Here is a 15,499-nt window from a genome sequence, read left to right on the forward strand (position 1 = left end):
ATTCGTGAGGTGTTAATCATCACAACCCCTCACGACAGGGATGTTTTTGAGCGTCTACTGGGAGATGGAAGCCGCTGGGGAATGACAATTCAATATGAAGTTCAACCAAGTCCTGACGGCTTGGCTCAAGCTTTTCTGATCGGTGCCCAGTTCTTATCAAACGCGCCAGCAGCCCTCGTCCTTGGAGACAACTTGTTTCATGGCCATGATCTCGTACCTCAACTTGTATCGAGCAATGCGCTTGCAAAAGGCGCCACAGTGTTTGCTTACCCAGTTAGCGATCCGGAAAGATATGGCGTTGTTGAGTTCGATGCCAACGGAAGAGTATTGAGTATCGAGGAAAAACCAAACAAGCCAAAAAGCCGCTATGCAGTTACAGGGTTGTACTTCTACGACGAAACAGTTGTGGAGAGAGCAAAAATGGTTAAGCCTTCGCCACGAGGAGAGCTTGAAATAACAGATCTCAATCGCATGTACCTAAAAGAAGAACTACTAAGGGTTGAGCTAATGGGTCGAGGAATGGCATGGCTAGATACAGGAACCTGCGATTCACTGAACGATGCAGGAAGTTACATCCGAACACTGGAACATCGACAGGGATTAAAAGTTGGCTGTCCGGAGGAAGTAGCATGGCGGCAAGGATGGATCAATGCTGAACAACTTGAAAGACTCGCTCAACCACTTAAGAAAAGCGGATATGGTTCATACTTGGTTCAATTATTAGAGGAAAGTGTGAGTGATCATGCAGCACTTCAAAGCAGTCTGGAGGTAGCCAGTGGACGCTGAACAACTCAAAACCCTTCAAGGTCATACGGTCGATGGGCCATTGCTAATCAAACCCAAAGTTTTCGGAGATGAGCGCGGATGGTTTTTCGAAAGCTGGAATCAAAAAAAATTCAACTCAGCTGCAGGAGAAAATGTAATCTTTTCACAAGATAATCACTCGAGATCTGTCCGTGGAGTACTTCGAGGTTTACATTATCAACTTGATCCAGAACCACAAGCCAAGCTTGTACGAGCAAGTTACGGTTCCATATTTGATGTTGCAGTCGACATCCGATCTGAATCAGAAACTTTTGGGAATTGGGTAGGAGCGGAACTAACATCTAGCAATCATCACCAACTCTGGATTCCAGAGGGATTCGCCCATGCCTTCCTTACCTTAAGCGAAGTAGCAGAAGTACAATATAAAGCCAGGGGTTTTTGGAACAAAGAATGCGAGAGAGCAATAAGATGGAACGACCCAAAGTTAAATATTGGGTGGCCACTAGAACGCCTTGAAGGTAAAGACGTAGCACTATCCGAGAAAGACGGCGAAGCGCCAATGCTCAAAGATGCGCAGTCAAGAGGAGACATTTTCAAATGAAGGTATTACTAACAGGAACAACCGGTCAACTTGGTACAGCCTTACAAAATTGTATTCCTCAAGGAATAGAAGTTCTCTGTATGAGCAGAACAGAACTGGATCTCCTGAATCCAGATCAATGCAGGCAAGCCATAGAGAAGCACAAACCAGATTGGGTTTTAAATGCTGGCGCTTACACAGCAGTTGATCAGGCTGAAAGCGAACCCAAGAAGGCAATGGCTATCAACGCAGGAGCGCCAGAGGCATTCGCCGAAGTCCTAGAAAAACAAGGTGGGAAATTACTTCAAATCAGCACCGACTTTGTCTTTGATGGGACTCAAAGCACTCCATACAAACCAGATCAGAAAAAAAAACCAATAGGCATGTACGGAAAAAGCAAAGCAGAGGGGGAGGATGCAATAATGTCGAAGTTAAATTGTAGTGATAGAGGAATTATCTTAAGGACAAGTTGGGTCCTAGGACCAGTGGGTAAAAACTTTGCCTTGACGATGCTGAAATTACATTCCAGCAAAGATGAAATAAGAGTCGTCGCTGATCAAATTGGATGTCCTACGAGTACACACACATTAGCAGAAGCATGTTGGCGAATAATTACAAACAATAAAAACACAAGACTGCCGTCAATCATGCATTGGAGTGATGCAGGTGCAGCGAGCTGGTACGACGTGGCTATAGCCATCGGTGAGCTGGGACAAGAATTAGAACTCATCGACCGATGTGCAAAAGTAAGACCTATCACAACAGAAGAGTACCCAACACCAGCAAAACGACCGAACTATTCACTGCTGGATTGCTATGAAACACGCAAAACATTAGAAATTGAAGGAATTCACTGGAGGGAAACTCTTAGAAAATGCCTAAAAGAGATCAAAACCAATCAACTCAACCATTAAAATCATGACAAAAGAGAACGAGCTACTCGGCAACAGGCAGCGAATACTGATCACTGGAGGCGCCGGATTTATTGGCAGTGCAGTGGTAAGAAGGCTCCTCAGCAGCACAAACGCAATAATCTTCAACATCGACAAGATGGGTTACGCTAGCGATTTGAAAAGTATTAACAAAACAATAAATCAGCTAGGCGGAGAGACAGGAAATAGACACCGATTACTAAAGGTTGACCTTGCAAATAAGGATGATGTGAAGAAAGCTTTAGAAGAATCAGACCCGGATCTAATCATGCATCTTGCAGCAGAAAGTCATGTAGATAGATCAATCGCAGGCCCAGAAGTATTCATCCAAAGCAATATAAACGGTACATACAATCTCCTAGAAGCAGCTCGCAATCACTACGAAACACTAAACAATCAGAGAAAGAATGATTTTCGATTTCATCATATAAGTACGGACGAAGTATTCGGATCACTAGGACCAGAAGGAAGCTTTTCGGAAACAACACCCTACGATCCACGAAGCCCCTACTCAGCAAGCAAAGCCGCAAGTGATCATCTTGTCAGAGCATGGCATCATACTTATGGGATGCCAGTTGTACTGACAAACTGCTCGAACAATTATGGTCCATGGCAATACCCAGAAAAACTAATCCCAGTTGTCATTCTAAAAGCAGCAAACGCAGAAAACATACCTCTTTATGGAGATGGAATGAACATAAGAGATTGGCTTTACGTAGAAGATCACGTCGATGCACTGCTTCTAGCTGCAAACGTAGGGAAAATCGGAGATAGCTACTGCATAGGAGGCTATGGAGAAAAAACAAACAAACAAGTTGTCAATAAAATCTGTGAAATAATGGATGAAATTAACCCTGGAAAAGAACCACATGCAAGATTAATCAAATCGGTCAAAGACCGTCCTGGGCATGACCGACGTTACGCAATTAATCCAGAAAAAATCCACAAAGAATTAGGCTGGAAAGCAAAGCATAATTTTGAGGAAGGCATAAGGGAAACAGTAAAATGGTATTATTCCAGAAGAGAGCACCTAAAGGTTGCGAAGTAAATGTCAAGTAGAGATACTGGACTAAAAAAAAATGGGATTACAATAACACAACAATTCACAAGAAAGAACATTGATTACATAGACAAAAATAACTTCATTGTCACTGGAAAAAACGCAAGTTTTAGATCTCTGAAAGGATACGCGAAAGGCATATACTTACTAAGAGTGATTATAAGCGACAAACAAAAGCCCGATTATAAATTGACAATCAAATTAGAGCCCGCCGGAAGCCTGATTCAAGAAGCAGTAACATTTACCGTAAAAACAAAAAGTGACGAGATGGCAAAGATTCCACTTGTACTAACAAAACGTTGTCGAGTGTGCGTCGAACTAGATGCTGATAAAGGATCAATAAAGGCAATCGTCTCGATCAACAGAACGGGAAAATCGGAGGCGAATCGATTAATGGAGAAAGTAGAAAGAAAGAGGACAAAATATTTGAACAATGCCGAAAGAGAAAGCCGAACGATACAAGAAAAGTTTCAATCATTTATGAACAGATGCAACCAAATAAGCGGAATAATTGAAAGCAAAAAAACAAAACAATCGAAAGATTTCAAAAACTATCTAGAATTCGTAGAACCATACACAAAAGACAGCAACGAAGAAATTGCTAATTGGCTCAAGACACATCAAGACGGGCCACTCATAAGTATTGTCATGCCCACATACAATACAAATCCCAAATATCTTAGAGAATGTATAGAAAGCGTAAAATCGCAGATATATCCATATTGGGAATTATGCATCTGCGATGACGATTCAACCAATGAAGACATCAAAGAGATACTGCGAACATATAGCCTTGAAGACAAACGCATAAAAGTATACTTCAGAAAACAAAATGGTCATATATGCAAGGCAACAAATGATGCTTTGAAATTAGCCAGCGGTGACTACATATCATTACTAGACCATGATGACAAGCTCACAATAGATGCATTGTATTACATAGCAAAAACTATACTTAAAACTCCAAACGCCGATTTAATTTATTCTGATGAAGACAAAATTAACGAGAACAACCAGAGATCATCACCACATTTCAAGCCTAGTTTCAATATTGATTTGTTGTTAGCATATAATTATATTTCACATTTAGGAACATATAGACGATCAATCGTAGAAAAAATACAAGGATTCCGTCCGGGGCTTGAGGGGAGTCAGGATCATGATCTTGCACTGAGATTTATACGTGAGATTAAACCAGAAAACATCATTCATATACCAAGAATTCTATATCACTGGAGAATGCATTCTGAATCAACTGCAGCAAGCCCAGATAGTAAAGACTACACAAGTGAACGCGGACTTAAAGCAATACAAGATTATCTTAAAATATCAAATAACAGGAATGAACAGCAGTGCACGGTGAGATGTGTCGCACCTAATCGTTTCAGAGTGAATTGGCCAGTAGAAAATGAAGTAAGAGTAGAGCTTATTATTCCAACAAGAGATAAAGCAGAAATCCTGGAAGTAGCAGTGAGATCGATAATAGAAAAAACAACTTACAGCAATTATTCAATTACTATCATGAACAATGGAAGCGAAGAAAAAAATACATATGAACTATTCAACGAATTAACAAATAAATATCCTGAAAAAATCAAAGTACTTGAATATAATAAGCCATTCAATTATTCAGCAATAAATAATTATGCAGCAGAGCAAAGTAAAGCAGAGATCATCGGACTGATCAATAATGACATTGAGGTCATTAATGGAGAATGGCTACACGAGATGGTATCTCACTGCCTAAGAAATGATGTTGGTTGCGTAGGTGCAAAATTATTATATTCAAACGAAACCATTCAACATGCAGGTGTATTTACTGGAGTACTTACGATCGCCGCACATGGACATCGAGACAGTCCACGAGAATCACCGGGCTATTTTGGAAGACTGGCCCATACACAACAATTAAGCGTAGTAACAGCAGCATGTTTATTAGTAAGGAGAACCATCTACAACGAAGTAGGAGGACTAAATGAATTAAATCTGTCAGTTGCCTTTAATGACGTAGATTTTTGCCTGCGCGTACACCAGCGTGGATATAGGAATATTTATACACCGTATGCAGAGCTATATCACTATGAATCCATCTCAAGAGGACATGAAGATACCAGAGTAAAAAAGAAAAGGTTTCAAAGTGAAATCGATTACATGATCAAACAATATGGCGACTCACAAGCAACTAAATTGCCAAATGACCCATTTTACAATCCAAACCTTACAGACTCAAACGAAAATTTTTCTGTGAATACAGACCCAATCAGTACCAAAATGGGGTTAGATGATCGATCAAAAAGAGAGGTCATTGCTAAATATTTTAATCCAATAAAAAATAAACCTTAACGTTCCACAATGATTCTATTATCAACTAGAGCAATCGACGTAATAAAAAGACGCCATTGAGCATAGAGACGGTCTAAAGTATTATGTTGTTTTTGAAGATCATTAAGCGAGCAAGACTCAAAAATACGATAAACAGAATCCGCAAATGAAAGTAGGGTATTCAATGAACTTTCAGGAGGAATTTGGCTGAGCAAAGAATCGGTGCGTTGCCTACGAAAGTCAGGTCGAACAAAGCTCGTAGCAGTAGTTCTAAGGGACTTTTGATCATCAGAGTCAGTATCAACCTGAAAAAGTTCTATACATGACTGAATAACAGAGGCGGGGTGATCAAGCAGATGATCGTAAGTAACACACAACCTGGGCATCATGCGACTGACACGCTCAGATTCCAATACTGAAGAGATCCATAGGCATATTGATTGATAAAGAGAAAGACCCTCTGACTTTTGCAATGAAAAAGCCACTTCAAGAGGCTGACGAATAATCAGAATGAAATCAACACCAACAAGACCAGACTGCATCCACGAGGAAAAACCATGTGAAAGAATACAAAGACGGGGATCCTTTAGAAGGGCATGATTGGATTTCGGAAAGACAAAAGACATTGAATCGTAATAGGAGAGACTCCACTGCCTACCCTCTGATGTGAAGTGCCAATTAGAAGAAAAACTAAATAACGATGACCAATGAAAACCCGAGCGAGACAAATATTGATCAGTCGTACCAACTAAATGTTCTGACTCCCAATACCCCAAAGGATTACTATCAGTAGCACCCAAAGGGTCTGTAGGAGCATCTAAACCTGCAAAGTTGAGCATACCTGTCAAGGCCGAGGTGCCACTTCGATGCATTCCCAACACGAGAGTAAGTCTCTTTGGGAAATGACAGCTGCTAAGACGAAGTTGAATAGAGAAAAAGGATCTAAAAGTATGCTCCAAAAACACTAAATCAGAATCAGACCAAACCTCATCTAGTGTATCGAGGCAGCCAAAATCACGAATTAATTGTAGTAGACCAACGGATGCTGCCGAAATAAAACGAGTAACATTCGCATTATCGTTAAGAGTAAAAGCGTTATACGCCTGAAGGAAAGACGATCTAATCGTCAGAATGAGAATCCTCACGGAGGGAGGTTGGCTTTTATATAAAGTGGCAGTATTTAATGAACTAAACAAATATCGTGGAGAGAATACAAGAAGAGACTCCGCCAAACTATGATTACGCTGATGTGCAGAAGCCGGCGGACATAATTTATTTGGGTCATAAAAATACAAAGACTGCCATTGCCCTCTGACAAAGTGATTAAGGAAAAACCGGACTGTTGTCGAATTCATTGGTTCGACTCGGAATCAAAAAGCCTGTTTTTAAAGACCAGGGACTGTAAATCCTGAAAATCACGCGTACATAGGTCCAAAAGCGTTTGAAGATGATCACATTGGACTCTAAGCTCACTAAGTCGAGCCTCAATAAGAGAACTGTGTCTAAGATCAATGTCATCTGATTTACCGTGACGCATATAATGTTTACATATATCGTTATCAGATAAATGATCAAGATCAGGTCGAGCAGCCCGATAAGCACTGAAAGGGAAGCAATGAACTAAGGATGAAAAAGAAGCAGATAGATCTTCGGCAACCGAATTGTAATGATTGCGAATTAGATCGGATACTGATTTAGTATCGTTGCTGAAGACGAAATGCGTTGCTAAATCATCATCTGAAAGCGCCGACAAATCAGGACGTAACTTACGACAAAGTTCAAAGTCAAGAAGCGAGCGAAGAGCATTCTGAAACTTTGATTCCAAAAAAAGTTCTTGATCGAACAGCCAAGTCTCACTATCTTCAACAGAAAGTCTGAAAAATCTCTCTTTCATTTGGGATAATAATGTATCAGTTTTTATCGGCAGATTACGCGGATAACGGAAGAAGATATTAGTTACATATGCCAACCAATGATGGCATCCATCCAGGATTTGGAGGGGATTGCCTTGATAAAGATATAAATTTAATCTGCGGAAATCTAAATTTCCAGCAAAAAATTCACAATCATTAAGAATAGAGCATAGTGTTAAACTTTCACAATCGTCCGATCCGACGAGAGCAAGATTTTCATTTGCGACACTCCATTCATCTGCTGTCCAAACACCATTAAAGCGTTGATCCGAGAATCGATGCCATACCACCGTTTCATGAACAACTGAAGTAAGCACTGCAGAAACAACGCGGACTGGCCATTCATGCGTGTTCACCGAGATCTGTCGTTGGACACTCTCTGTAAGGGAGGCATCGGCATCAACGATCAAACAAGGACCATCCGGAAGACGCGCCAGCACCTGCGGACATCCAATAAAGACATTAACCGGCGAATCCGTGGGCATACCAGGCTGGGATTGGCAACACCATAGACTGGCATGAGTCTCTAGAAGGTCATGCTTTGTTGGAATGCAGCTTTTCCAATCGACGCTTCTCTAGAACAACGGTTGGGGGAGCTTGGAATTGCGAAGGGAATTCACCAAAAAGAATGGCAGGTAGACGAAAAATCGATCTTTATCTATGCACCACCTGATCAAATCCTAAGTGACTGGAGAATTCACCAAGAAACACCACCGAGGGTAGAGGATATATCGAAGCGCTTTAACGAACATAGAAAAATGAATTCTAACTGTATCTTCATCGCTGAATGGAGGATACGTACTTTAGATAAGACAACAATTAGGCAAATCGTGCAAGGGCAAGAAGTTCAAAGTCGCGACGCCGAAATCTTTCCTATCGTACAACCTCTGGCTGGCTTAATAACCATCAAATTAATACAAGAACAACCAGATATACTTGAGAATTATCAAGACCTAGAATTAAAGGGTTTGACGCTTGGTGGTGGAGCAGACAGTAATTACCTAAAGAGGGTAGAAAACTCTATCTGCAGCGATCTTATCGCAGAAGATTGGTGGTTGGTAAATGCCCACAGAGAGTCAAGCTATGAAGAATCGACTCTCAACCTGGAAAGGATGCAACAAGTGCACCAGGAATACGAAAAAGCAAGAGATGACGTAGAAGCATTGGAATCTCTTCTTCATAAACAAAATAGTCTTACCAGACAGACCATTTCGAAACTCATAAAAAATAGTGAGCACAATGATTCCTAACAAGAAATGGCTCAACAAATTTAAGCAATGGCAAATAGGTGAGTGCGACGACGCCAACATAAGTTTACTACTTAAAAGATCAAAAAGACTTGGGATAGATAGCAAATTAATACAAGATTGTCTCGCTGAGATTAATCCGCTTATTAGCAAAGAATATCTAGATCCGGAGCTTTTACCAATCCAACTATTGATAAAACCAAACCAGTGGGACCCAGCTAAAAGTGGGATTAACTGGATGGCTTTGCAAAATCATCATAAATCTATAAAAATCAAACAACAGCTCATCGCAAGTGGGCTATTGAATGAAATTCTAGATGGTAAGCAACAATTATACGAAGACTTACCAGCAATTCCAATAAAAGCCTACCAGGATGGTTTAAAAAAAAGATGTCGACTGAGATGCAAGCAGAATAATTGGTCAATCTTTGAACACCTCGTGAACGAAGGCTGGAACGAATTCAAATGCAAAAAAGAAGTTGCGCTGGGTTTTGATCGATACAATTATCTGGAAAGACCGGCTCTAAACACAAAACGTTTTCTGGATCAAAGGCTGAAGCAACTGCTTGTTGTAGTAGGTGGAAACGAGGACAGAGCGCGAGAAATGTCATTGGGTGGAGGATGGAATTATTATCTCAACATCGAAGCAAACCCTCGTGGACTATATGATCTTAAATTACAATCCAAAAATTATGATTTAGTCAGTTTAGTAAGCTGTACCGACGAGCTTCGAGAGGACTCGAAACAAATCATAGCAGAAATAAATTGGGAACAACCAACAACATGCATGATCACAAGCGATGAGGCCCTGTGCTGGAATAAGAAGAAGTTCAAACTAAATAGTAATCGTCAAAATAAAGGCTACATAACACCATTTCGACTCTTAACACGATGTTGCGTGGGAGGACTAGTATCTGTAAAAGGAAATGTACTTTCGGAAATTACATTTAGAGAAACTTACAACTGTTTCCAGGCACTCGTGCTTGACATAGCATTTCATATATTCAATATGAAAAGAAAGGTTTACCAATGCCAAGAGGTGTTGCTTTTTCGGAGCTCACTTAACCCAACAGTGCCAGATCAAGGCTGGCCAATGGAAAGAATGAATTTAAACAAAAATCTACAACATGAATTCCTCGACATCGTGCAACTTCACTCTAGAAACTTAATAAGTGATCAGGGTTTTGTAGAAAAAAGCACTTCATACCCTGGATGCCACATCATTAAATATTACCCGCAAAAAAAACCAAGAATATCAATCATTATACCCTACAGAGACAATGTTGAGTTAACCAGAAAATGCTTAAACTCGATCAGGCAATACGCAAGTACATCTCTTGAATATGAAATTATTTTTGTAAATAACGGAAGCAAAGAGCCAGAAACCACTAACTGGGCCAACCAGCAGAAATCTCAGAAAAATATTAAAATCATAACAATTGATGAGCCTTTTAATTTTTCTCGCCTTAGCAATCTTGGCAGAAAAGAATGCCAGGGGGAATATCTACTATTTCTAAATAATGATATTGAATTCACCTCGGGGAACACATTGGATGAACTACTGCACCCATTCGGATATCACCAAACCTCTGCAGTTGGCAGTAGATTGCATTATCCAGATGGAAGCATTCAGCACAATGGTGTAATAATAGTAAAAGGAGAGAGACGGTGTGTCATTGAACCAGGAAAACATTTATCTGTCCCAAAGACGGTTGATAGTCTTACGCCATTAAATGTCCAAGAAGAGTTCTCAGCTGCATCTGCGGCATGCCTAATGGTAAAAGCTAATGACTTTGATGCCGTAGGGGGATTTGATGAATCTCTAGCCGTCGTTTTTAATGATGTTGATCTGTGCCTCAAACTCCGACAAAGAGGAGGGGTCGTGGTCGTAACGCCCTATCCAAGGATCATTCACCATGAGTCGGTGAGCCGGGGGAAAGATATCGAAGGGGTGGCCTATGCCAGACATCAAAAAGAATCAGGTTATCTAAGAAGAAAACATCAAAATTTATTTATTCATGGCGATGAACTCAGTAGTCGTTACCTTGAGCCGCATTCCACAAGATATGAACCCAAACAGATTGAAAAAAAACCGTTACGACCTGCAAGAGCAAACATCATTGATTCATGGAGGAGAGCTGGGGAGCTTGACATGAGAAAACCAATTTTATTCTTTGCTCAATATGAACAAAATATCAATCATGAGATACGTGCTGATATCATTCAACTACTAAAAGAGTATCGAAAATACTGCAACATCGTTGTAATTGCATCAACACCGTCTTTTATTCATAAAAAGAGAACCTTAAAGTCGCTTCAACGTGTAAGCGATATTCTTATTATAAGAGAAAACGAAGGTTATGATTTTGGAGGATGGATGACAGGGTTATCATTCTGCCGCACGGATGTCATCAGATCTCAGGAAATAATTTTAACTAACGACAGCTTTTGGGGACCAATCACACCCCTCAAAGAGTTATTTGAGCGCATCAATGGGTCTTCAGCTGACATGATTGCATTAACAGATGATCTGATGTACTACCCACATCTCACCTCGCCATTCACTGTATACCGAAAAAATGTAATAGACAGTCAAATATTTTTGGAAATATGGGACAACATACAGGTCTGGGAGCAAAAGCGCGATATTGTCAAACAATATGAGGTTGGCATCTCGGTAAAACTGAAAAGCGTAGGTTTTAAATTAAAAAGTCTTTACAGTCATCATGCAAATGGAAATTTATTTCATACAGAGTGGCGGCAGTTAATTGAAGATCAAAGATTTCCCTTCATAAAAGTCAGTCTACTTCGAGATAATCCCTCTAATCAAAATATTGATTGCTGGGAAGAGATCATCAAAATAAGAAATCCGAAGTTGTCAAAGATGATCTCTAAGCAACTTGCATTATGGAAGCAACAGTAACCACCACAATAATATTGTCATGACAACAAAGTTCTGGTTCTCGCCATTCAAATTATCAAACGCATTCCAAGATCATCTTGATTCCTATGGAATAAAGATGAGAGCTAATAAGAACAAAAGTCCAGTGACTGGTGATATATTGATCTACCCAGAACTTTATCGTTTCACTTCATTCCCGGAAATTCGTCATTATACAAATCAAAATATTGATGAAATCCTAAGTAAATATCAGTCAATATTGGAACTTCAGGATAGTCATTCAAGCTATTCGCAATCCGGCATTCTGCAAGAACTATCAAGAAAACAAGAGCCTAACCAAAGCTCAGAAAAAGTTTTATACAATCAATATGTTAATGCCCCAAGCCCAATTAACTTTTTGGTTTGTAGGCTTATTTTCAAAAATTACCAGAGTCTCCTTGATATATATTCCAGAGTTGAAGCCAAAGCAACGAACAGATCCCATTTCATGGAGTATTTTGAAGGAACTTATCAGAATGCTTTGTCTGCTGTATCGGGGCAAGATCTGCTGAACGATTGGTGGGATCTACAGCGCATTATTCATCCAGACTCAAAGTTGAGTTGTCCCAATCATGATTTACTCTCAGTATCAGTTCAACGAATGATTACCATCAAGGCGATATCTGAGTTAAACAATTTACTTAAAGAGAAGATTCTTTTAATGATTAAACACCAGACAAGAGGCTCCTAGATGATGAATAGTCATACAAATGAAATCATCGAAGACATCTCACTTTATCAATCACTGATCAAGAAAAGACAATTTAATATGGCTTGGGAATTGCTCTCCAAAATCCATGGAGTAAAAAATTTAAGCGAGGAACTTGCTGATTTTTTTGCATTAGAGAATGAGGTATTGCAACATAATGGAGTCAACTTTAAAAATTTAGAGTACCAAAATAAGCTGATCACCAAAAAAGCCTCTGATCACTCTGGTATCAAACAAGTGAGGATAGATCATGAGCATGATTGGTACTTTAATGACGAGGTTGCTCAATGCATACTGAAGTCGTGGAGAAAAATAAGCCCTCAATTGCTACCGTCATCAATTCATCGTCTTCTGGTCATTGGCAATAATCTTGACATGTCTACTGGTGTATTCAGGCCAATTTCCCATGTCCTTAATTTCCTTTATCATCATGGCGGCTTCAACTTAAGTACAATACAATTTAATAATGATATAAGTAAATCTGAGATAACAAAAAACCTTGAGGCCTTCGATCTCATCATCATCAATGGTATTCAGCAAGTGTGTCATGTCAAAGAACTAACAGTCTGGCTTGAAGACAATTCGACTAATATTCCAGTTTACGGATATGTTCATGAAACCAAGTGGATCTTTGATCAGCTTAATCAAACAGAAATTCAAAGGCTCAAAACTTTCATCCAGCATTCACACATTTTGCTTTGCAGCAAAGATCAAGTAAGTGATATCAGTAATCTTTCCAAAGCACCATCAATGACAGTCGTCCACAATCCAACACTCTGCGAAACGTTAAAAAAGAACCATAAAGTAACAAATTTAAGAAACCCATCAAGACTTAATCATTCGACTCAAACAACAACAGTAATAATGGTAGGTAGCATTATCAAGAGAAAAGGGTATGAATTTTTTTCAGAATGTGCTCACACAGCAAATCGCAATGGCAATTATATATTTCAGTGGGTAGGAAAGCATCGAGATGCTTCAATTCGATTAGACCCCGAGATTGACTATCCAGGTGAGGTTGCCAGTAAAGAAGTAGAGATGTATTTAAGAAACAGCAACATATTCTTTTTGTCCTCAATTGATGATACTTTCCCCCTCGTAGTTGTTGAAGCCTACATTAATGGCTGCAAACTGTTGCTTCCTAAAACAACAGGCATTGCCAAATACTTCAAAAATCTAAGTGGTGTCATTATCTACGACCGACATGATGCTGACCATATCGCAATACGTCTCAAAGAATTACAGGAATATCCAACGCCAACCACTAATGATCAAGAATTAATCAGTAAGAACTTTGGATTGAGTACATATCTTGAACGTTTCTTCAAAGCAATCAATCAGAGTATATATGAAGCACACACGCAATCACTAAGTAAACTATATGAATCACAAAAAAGACAGAAAATTACAATATTTCTCCATCTATATCATACTGATTTAGTGTTTGAGCTATCCCGAGAGTTAGAGGCGATTGTAAACCATGAATGCACACTAATTGTAACGCTGCCAACCAGTAAATCAACACCTGGATCCATCCAATGGCTTGAATCTATTTTTATCAAACGTTTTAACAAAGTTTTTGTCATTCCATGTGATAACCGTGGACTAGATATTTATCCTTTCTTTAAATCGATTGAATTCCTAGTAAAACATCAACCCGAAGCACTAGAACACGACCATTTAATTCTTAAAATTCATTCAAAGAGATCATTCACTTCGTCAGGCATAATTAAAGGAAATCGCTGGAGGAGAGGATTACTAAAGGGATTACTAGGAACGCGCGAGAATTGTTCAAAATTGATTAGTTTTATTGAAAGTAATGATTCCATAGGCTTAGCGGCACCAGAACAATTTTTAATGGATAAAAGTCTAAGAGATCTACAAGAGTCAAACAACAAATTTTCAATCGATCAGCTTATCGAGTGTTATGGGATATCGCAGGGAGAGGGCACAAAAAAATTTATTCGCGGCACAATGTTTTGGACAAAAAGCTCACTTTTGATTCAACCGCTAACACGCCACAAGCTGCCAAGCAGGGAAGAGTTTCCACCTGGTTATTCCTCTGATGGAACACTTGCCCATGCTTTTGAGAGGATATTAAGCTATATACCGCTGGATCAGAATTCATTCTTGCCTATTCCCAAAAAAGCTCCCTACCAGTATTTAACAGTTGAGATGCTAAATAATAAGGAGATCGGTAAGTCTCTTTCTATTTATTCTGAACCATTCGTTTTTCCAGATATAGCGATAAGCGATGCTAGCAAGGTTAGCTTATGCACTAATTTTGAGTACTTATCAAAAGACTCCAAAAAACTTTTCGACTACGGTCTCTTGGTTGACGAATGTAGCTTTAAAGAGGAAGAAAATGCGCTTGAAATGTGCAAAGTAGTCATTGCAATTGATGCTCTCAAAAGCCTACGTTCTCCAAGTATATATTATCTGAATGATTCTACAATCCAGAAAACCAATAAGAGTTATACTCTTAAAAACCTGTCGCGCGATGCAATTATTGATATTCTATCGGCGCATCTTGGTTGTATAAACAGGCGAGGCTAGATTTAATTCAACACTTAATGGGCTTTTACAAGCTTCCACTCGCTGGAAGAAAGCTCAAGAAGAATTCGTCTATTAATTTGCAAGTCAATTAATTCGTTCTTTAAATCATCCGAAGCTGCACAGTAAATACTGTCGCGTTTTAACTTCCTGGTAAATATCCTTTTTAGCATATCCAAGTATTTTGAACAGTCTGGGTCAGACATCCAAGCTTGAACAACCGCAGACTCATAGTCTTTTCTGGATAAGTTTTCGGACAAACGCATTTCCTCAAGCTCACGAAACTTTTTCTGTCGAGAAGTCTCTTGAAGACTTTTTTGAAGGTTAATCGAGATACGCTCATGAGAAAGATTGTTTGTGTGGGCTAGTTGACCAAGCGCTATTACTAGATCATGCTGATTTTTATGTCTCTGAAGTTGCATTTCGCGACCGCATAAAAATGCAAAATCGTCCTCTTTGTCTGAAAACAAGATCTCT

Annotated in this window: 12 protein-coding genes; 9 read left to right on the forward strand and 3 right to left on the reverse strand. The window is 39.4% G+C overall.

Going from position 1 to position 15,499, the window contains the following annotated elements:
- From rfbA to SYN9616_RS16485, 5 genes are all read left to right on the forward strand, one after another.
- The coding region (gene rfbA / locus SYN9616_RS15525) for a glucose-1-phosphate thymidylyltransferase RfbA (protein ID WP_037990834.1) at positions 1 to 786 on the forward strand (786 nt) is incomplete at its 5' end.
- Entirely contained in the window at positions 776 to 1,366 is a 591-nt protein-coding gene (gene rfbC, locus SYN9616_RS0108015; protein WP_028952621.1) for a dTDP-4-dehydrorhamnose 3,5-epimerase, read from the forward strand. The genes rfbA and rfbC, both read left to right, overlap by 11 nt.
- A complete protein-coding gene (rfbD, locus tag SYN9616_RS0108020) occupies positions 1,363 to 2,259 on the forward strand; it encodes a dTDP-4-dehydrorhamnose reductase (RefSeq protein ID WP_028952622.1) in 897 nt (298 codons plus the stop codon). Before rfbC ends, rfbD begins: the two co-directional genes overlap by 4 nt.
- Before the next feature lie 4 nt (positions 2,260 to 2,263).
- A complete protein-coding gene (gene rfbB / locus SYN9616_RS0108025) occupies positions 2,264 to 3,325 on the forward strand; it encodes a dTDP-glucose 4,6-dehydratase (protein WP_028952623.1) in 1,062 nt (353 codons plus the stop codon).
- Positions 3,326 to 5,680 carry a glycosyltransferase gene (locus tag SYN9616_RS16485; RefSeq protein ID WP_071991438.1) on the forward strand — a complete coding sequence of 785 codons (2,355 nt, stop codon included), beginning with the start codon at positions 3,326 to 3,328 and terminating at the stop codon, positions 5,678 to 5,680.
- Here the strand turns inward: SYN9616_RS16485 and SYN9616_RS17280 are convergent.
- On the reverse strand, positions 5,677 to 6,507 hold the full coding sequence (locus SYN9616_RS17280; protein ID WP_198015159.1) for a hypothetical protein: 831 nt from the start codon (positions 6,505 to 6,507) through the stop codon (positions 5,677 to 5,679). The two genes, SYN9616_RS16485 and SYN9616_RS17280, sit on opposite strands and share 4 nt — an antisense overlap.
- A 503-nt stretch (positions 6,508 to 7,010) precedes the next feature.
- Positions 7,011 to 8,012: a hypothetical protein gene (locus SYN9616_RS17285; RefSeq protein ID WP_232200181.1), complete on the reverse strand. Its 1,002-nt coding sequence runs from the start codon at positions 8,010 to 8,012 to the stop codon at positions 7,011 to 7,013.
- Positions 8,013 to 8,108: 96 nt separating this feature from the next.
- Here SYN9616_RS17285 and SYN9616_RS0108045 point away from each other — a divergent pair, with 96 nt between their 5' ends.
- Genes SYN9616_RS0108045 through SYN9616_RS0108060 form a run of 4 tightly spaced genes read left to right on the forward strand, consistent with a single transcriptional unit; the run spans position 8,109 to position 15,025 of the window.
- Complete coding sequence (locus SYN9616_RS0108045; RefSeq protein ID WP_028952626.1) at positions 8,109 to 8,822, forward strand: hypothetical protein; 714 nt, start codon at positions 8,109 to 8,111, stop codon at positions 8,820 to 8,822.
- On the forward strand, positions 8,812 to 11,742 hold the full coding sequence (locus tag SYN9616_RS0108050; protein WP_051410989.1) for a rhamnan synthesis F family protein: 2,931 nt from the start codon (positions 8,812 to 8,814) through the stop codon (positions 11,740 to 11,742). The genes SYN9616_RS0108045 and SYN9616_RS0108050 overlap by 11 nt, the downstream gene beginning before the upstream one ends.
- 19 nt (positions 11,743 to 11,761) lie before the next feature.
- Positions 11,762 to 12,451: a hypothetical protein gene (locus SYN9616_RS17290; protein WP_156918730.1), complete on the forward strand. Its 690-nt coding sequence runs from the start codon at positions 11,762 to 11,764 to the stop codon at positions 12,449 to 12,451.
- Between the two features lie 3 nt (positions 12,452 to 12,454).
- Positions 12,455 to 15,025, forward strand: a complete 2,571-nt coding sequence (locus SYN9616_RS0108060) for a rhamnan synthesis F family protein (protein WP_198015160.1) — start codon at positions 12,455 to 12,457, stop codon at positions 15,023 to 15,025.
- Positions 15,026 to 15,039: 14 nt separating this feature from the next.
- On the opposite strand, the gene SYN9616_RS0108065 is transcribed toward SYN9616_RS0108060, so the two are convergent.
- A complete protein-coding gene (locus tag SYN9616_RS0108065; RefSeq protein WP_028952630.1) occupies positions 15,040 to 15,492 on the reverse strand; it encodes a hypothetical protein in 453 nt (150 codons plus the stop codon).
- Positions 15,493 to 15,499: the final 7 nt, after the last annotated feature.

The organism is Synechococcus sp. CC9616 (assembly GCF_000515235.1).
In the GTDB taxonomy this organism is placed as follows: domain Bacteria; phylum Cyanobacteriota; class Cyanobacteriia; order PCC-6307; family Cyanobiaceae; genus Parasynechococcus.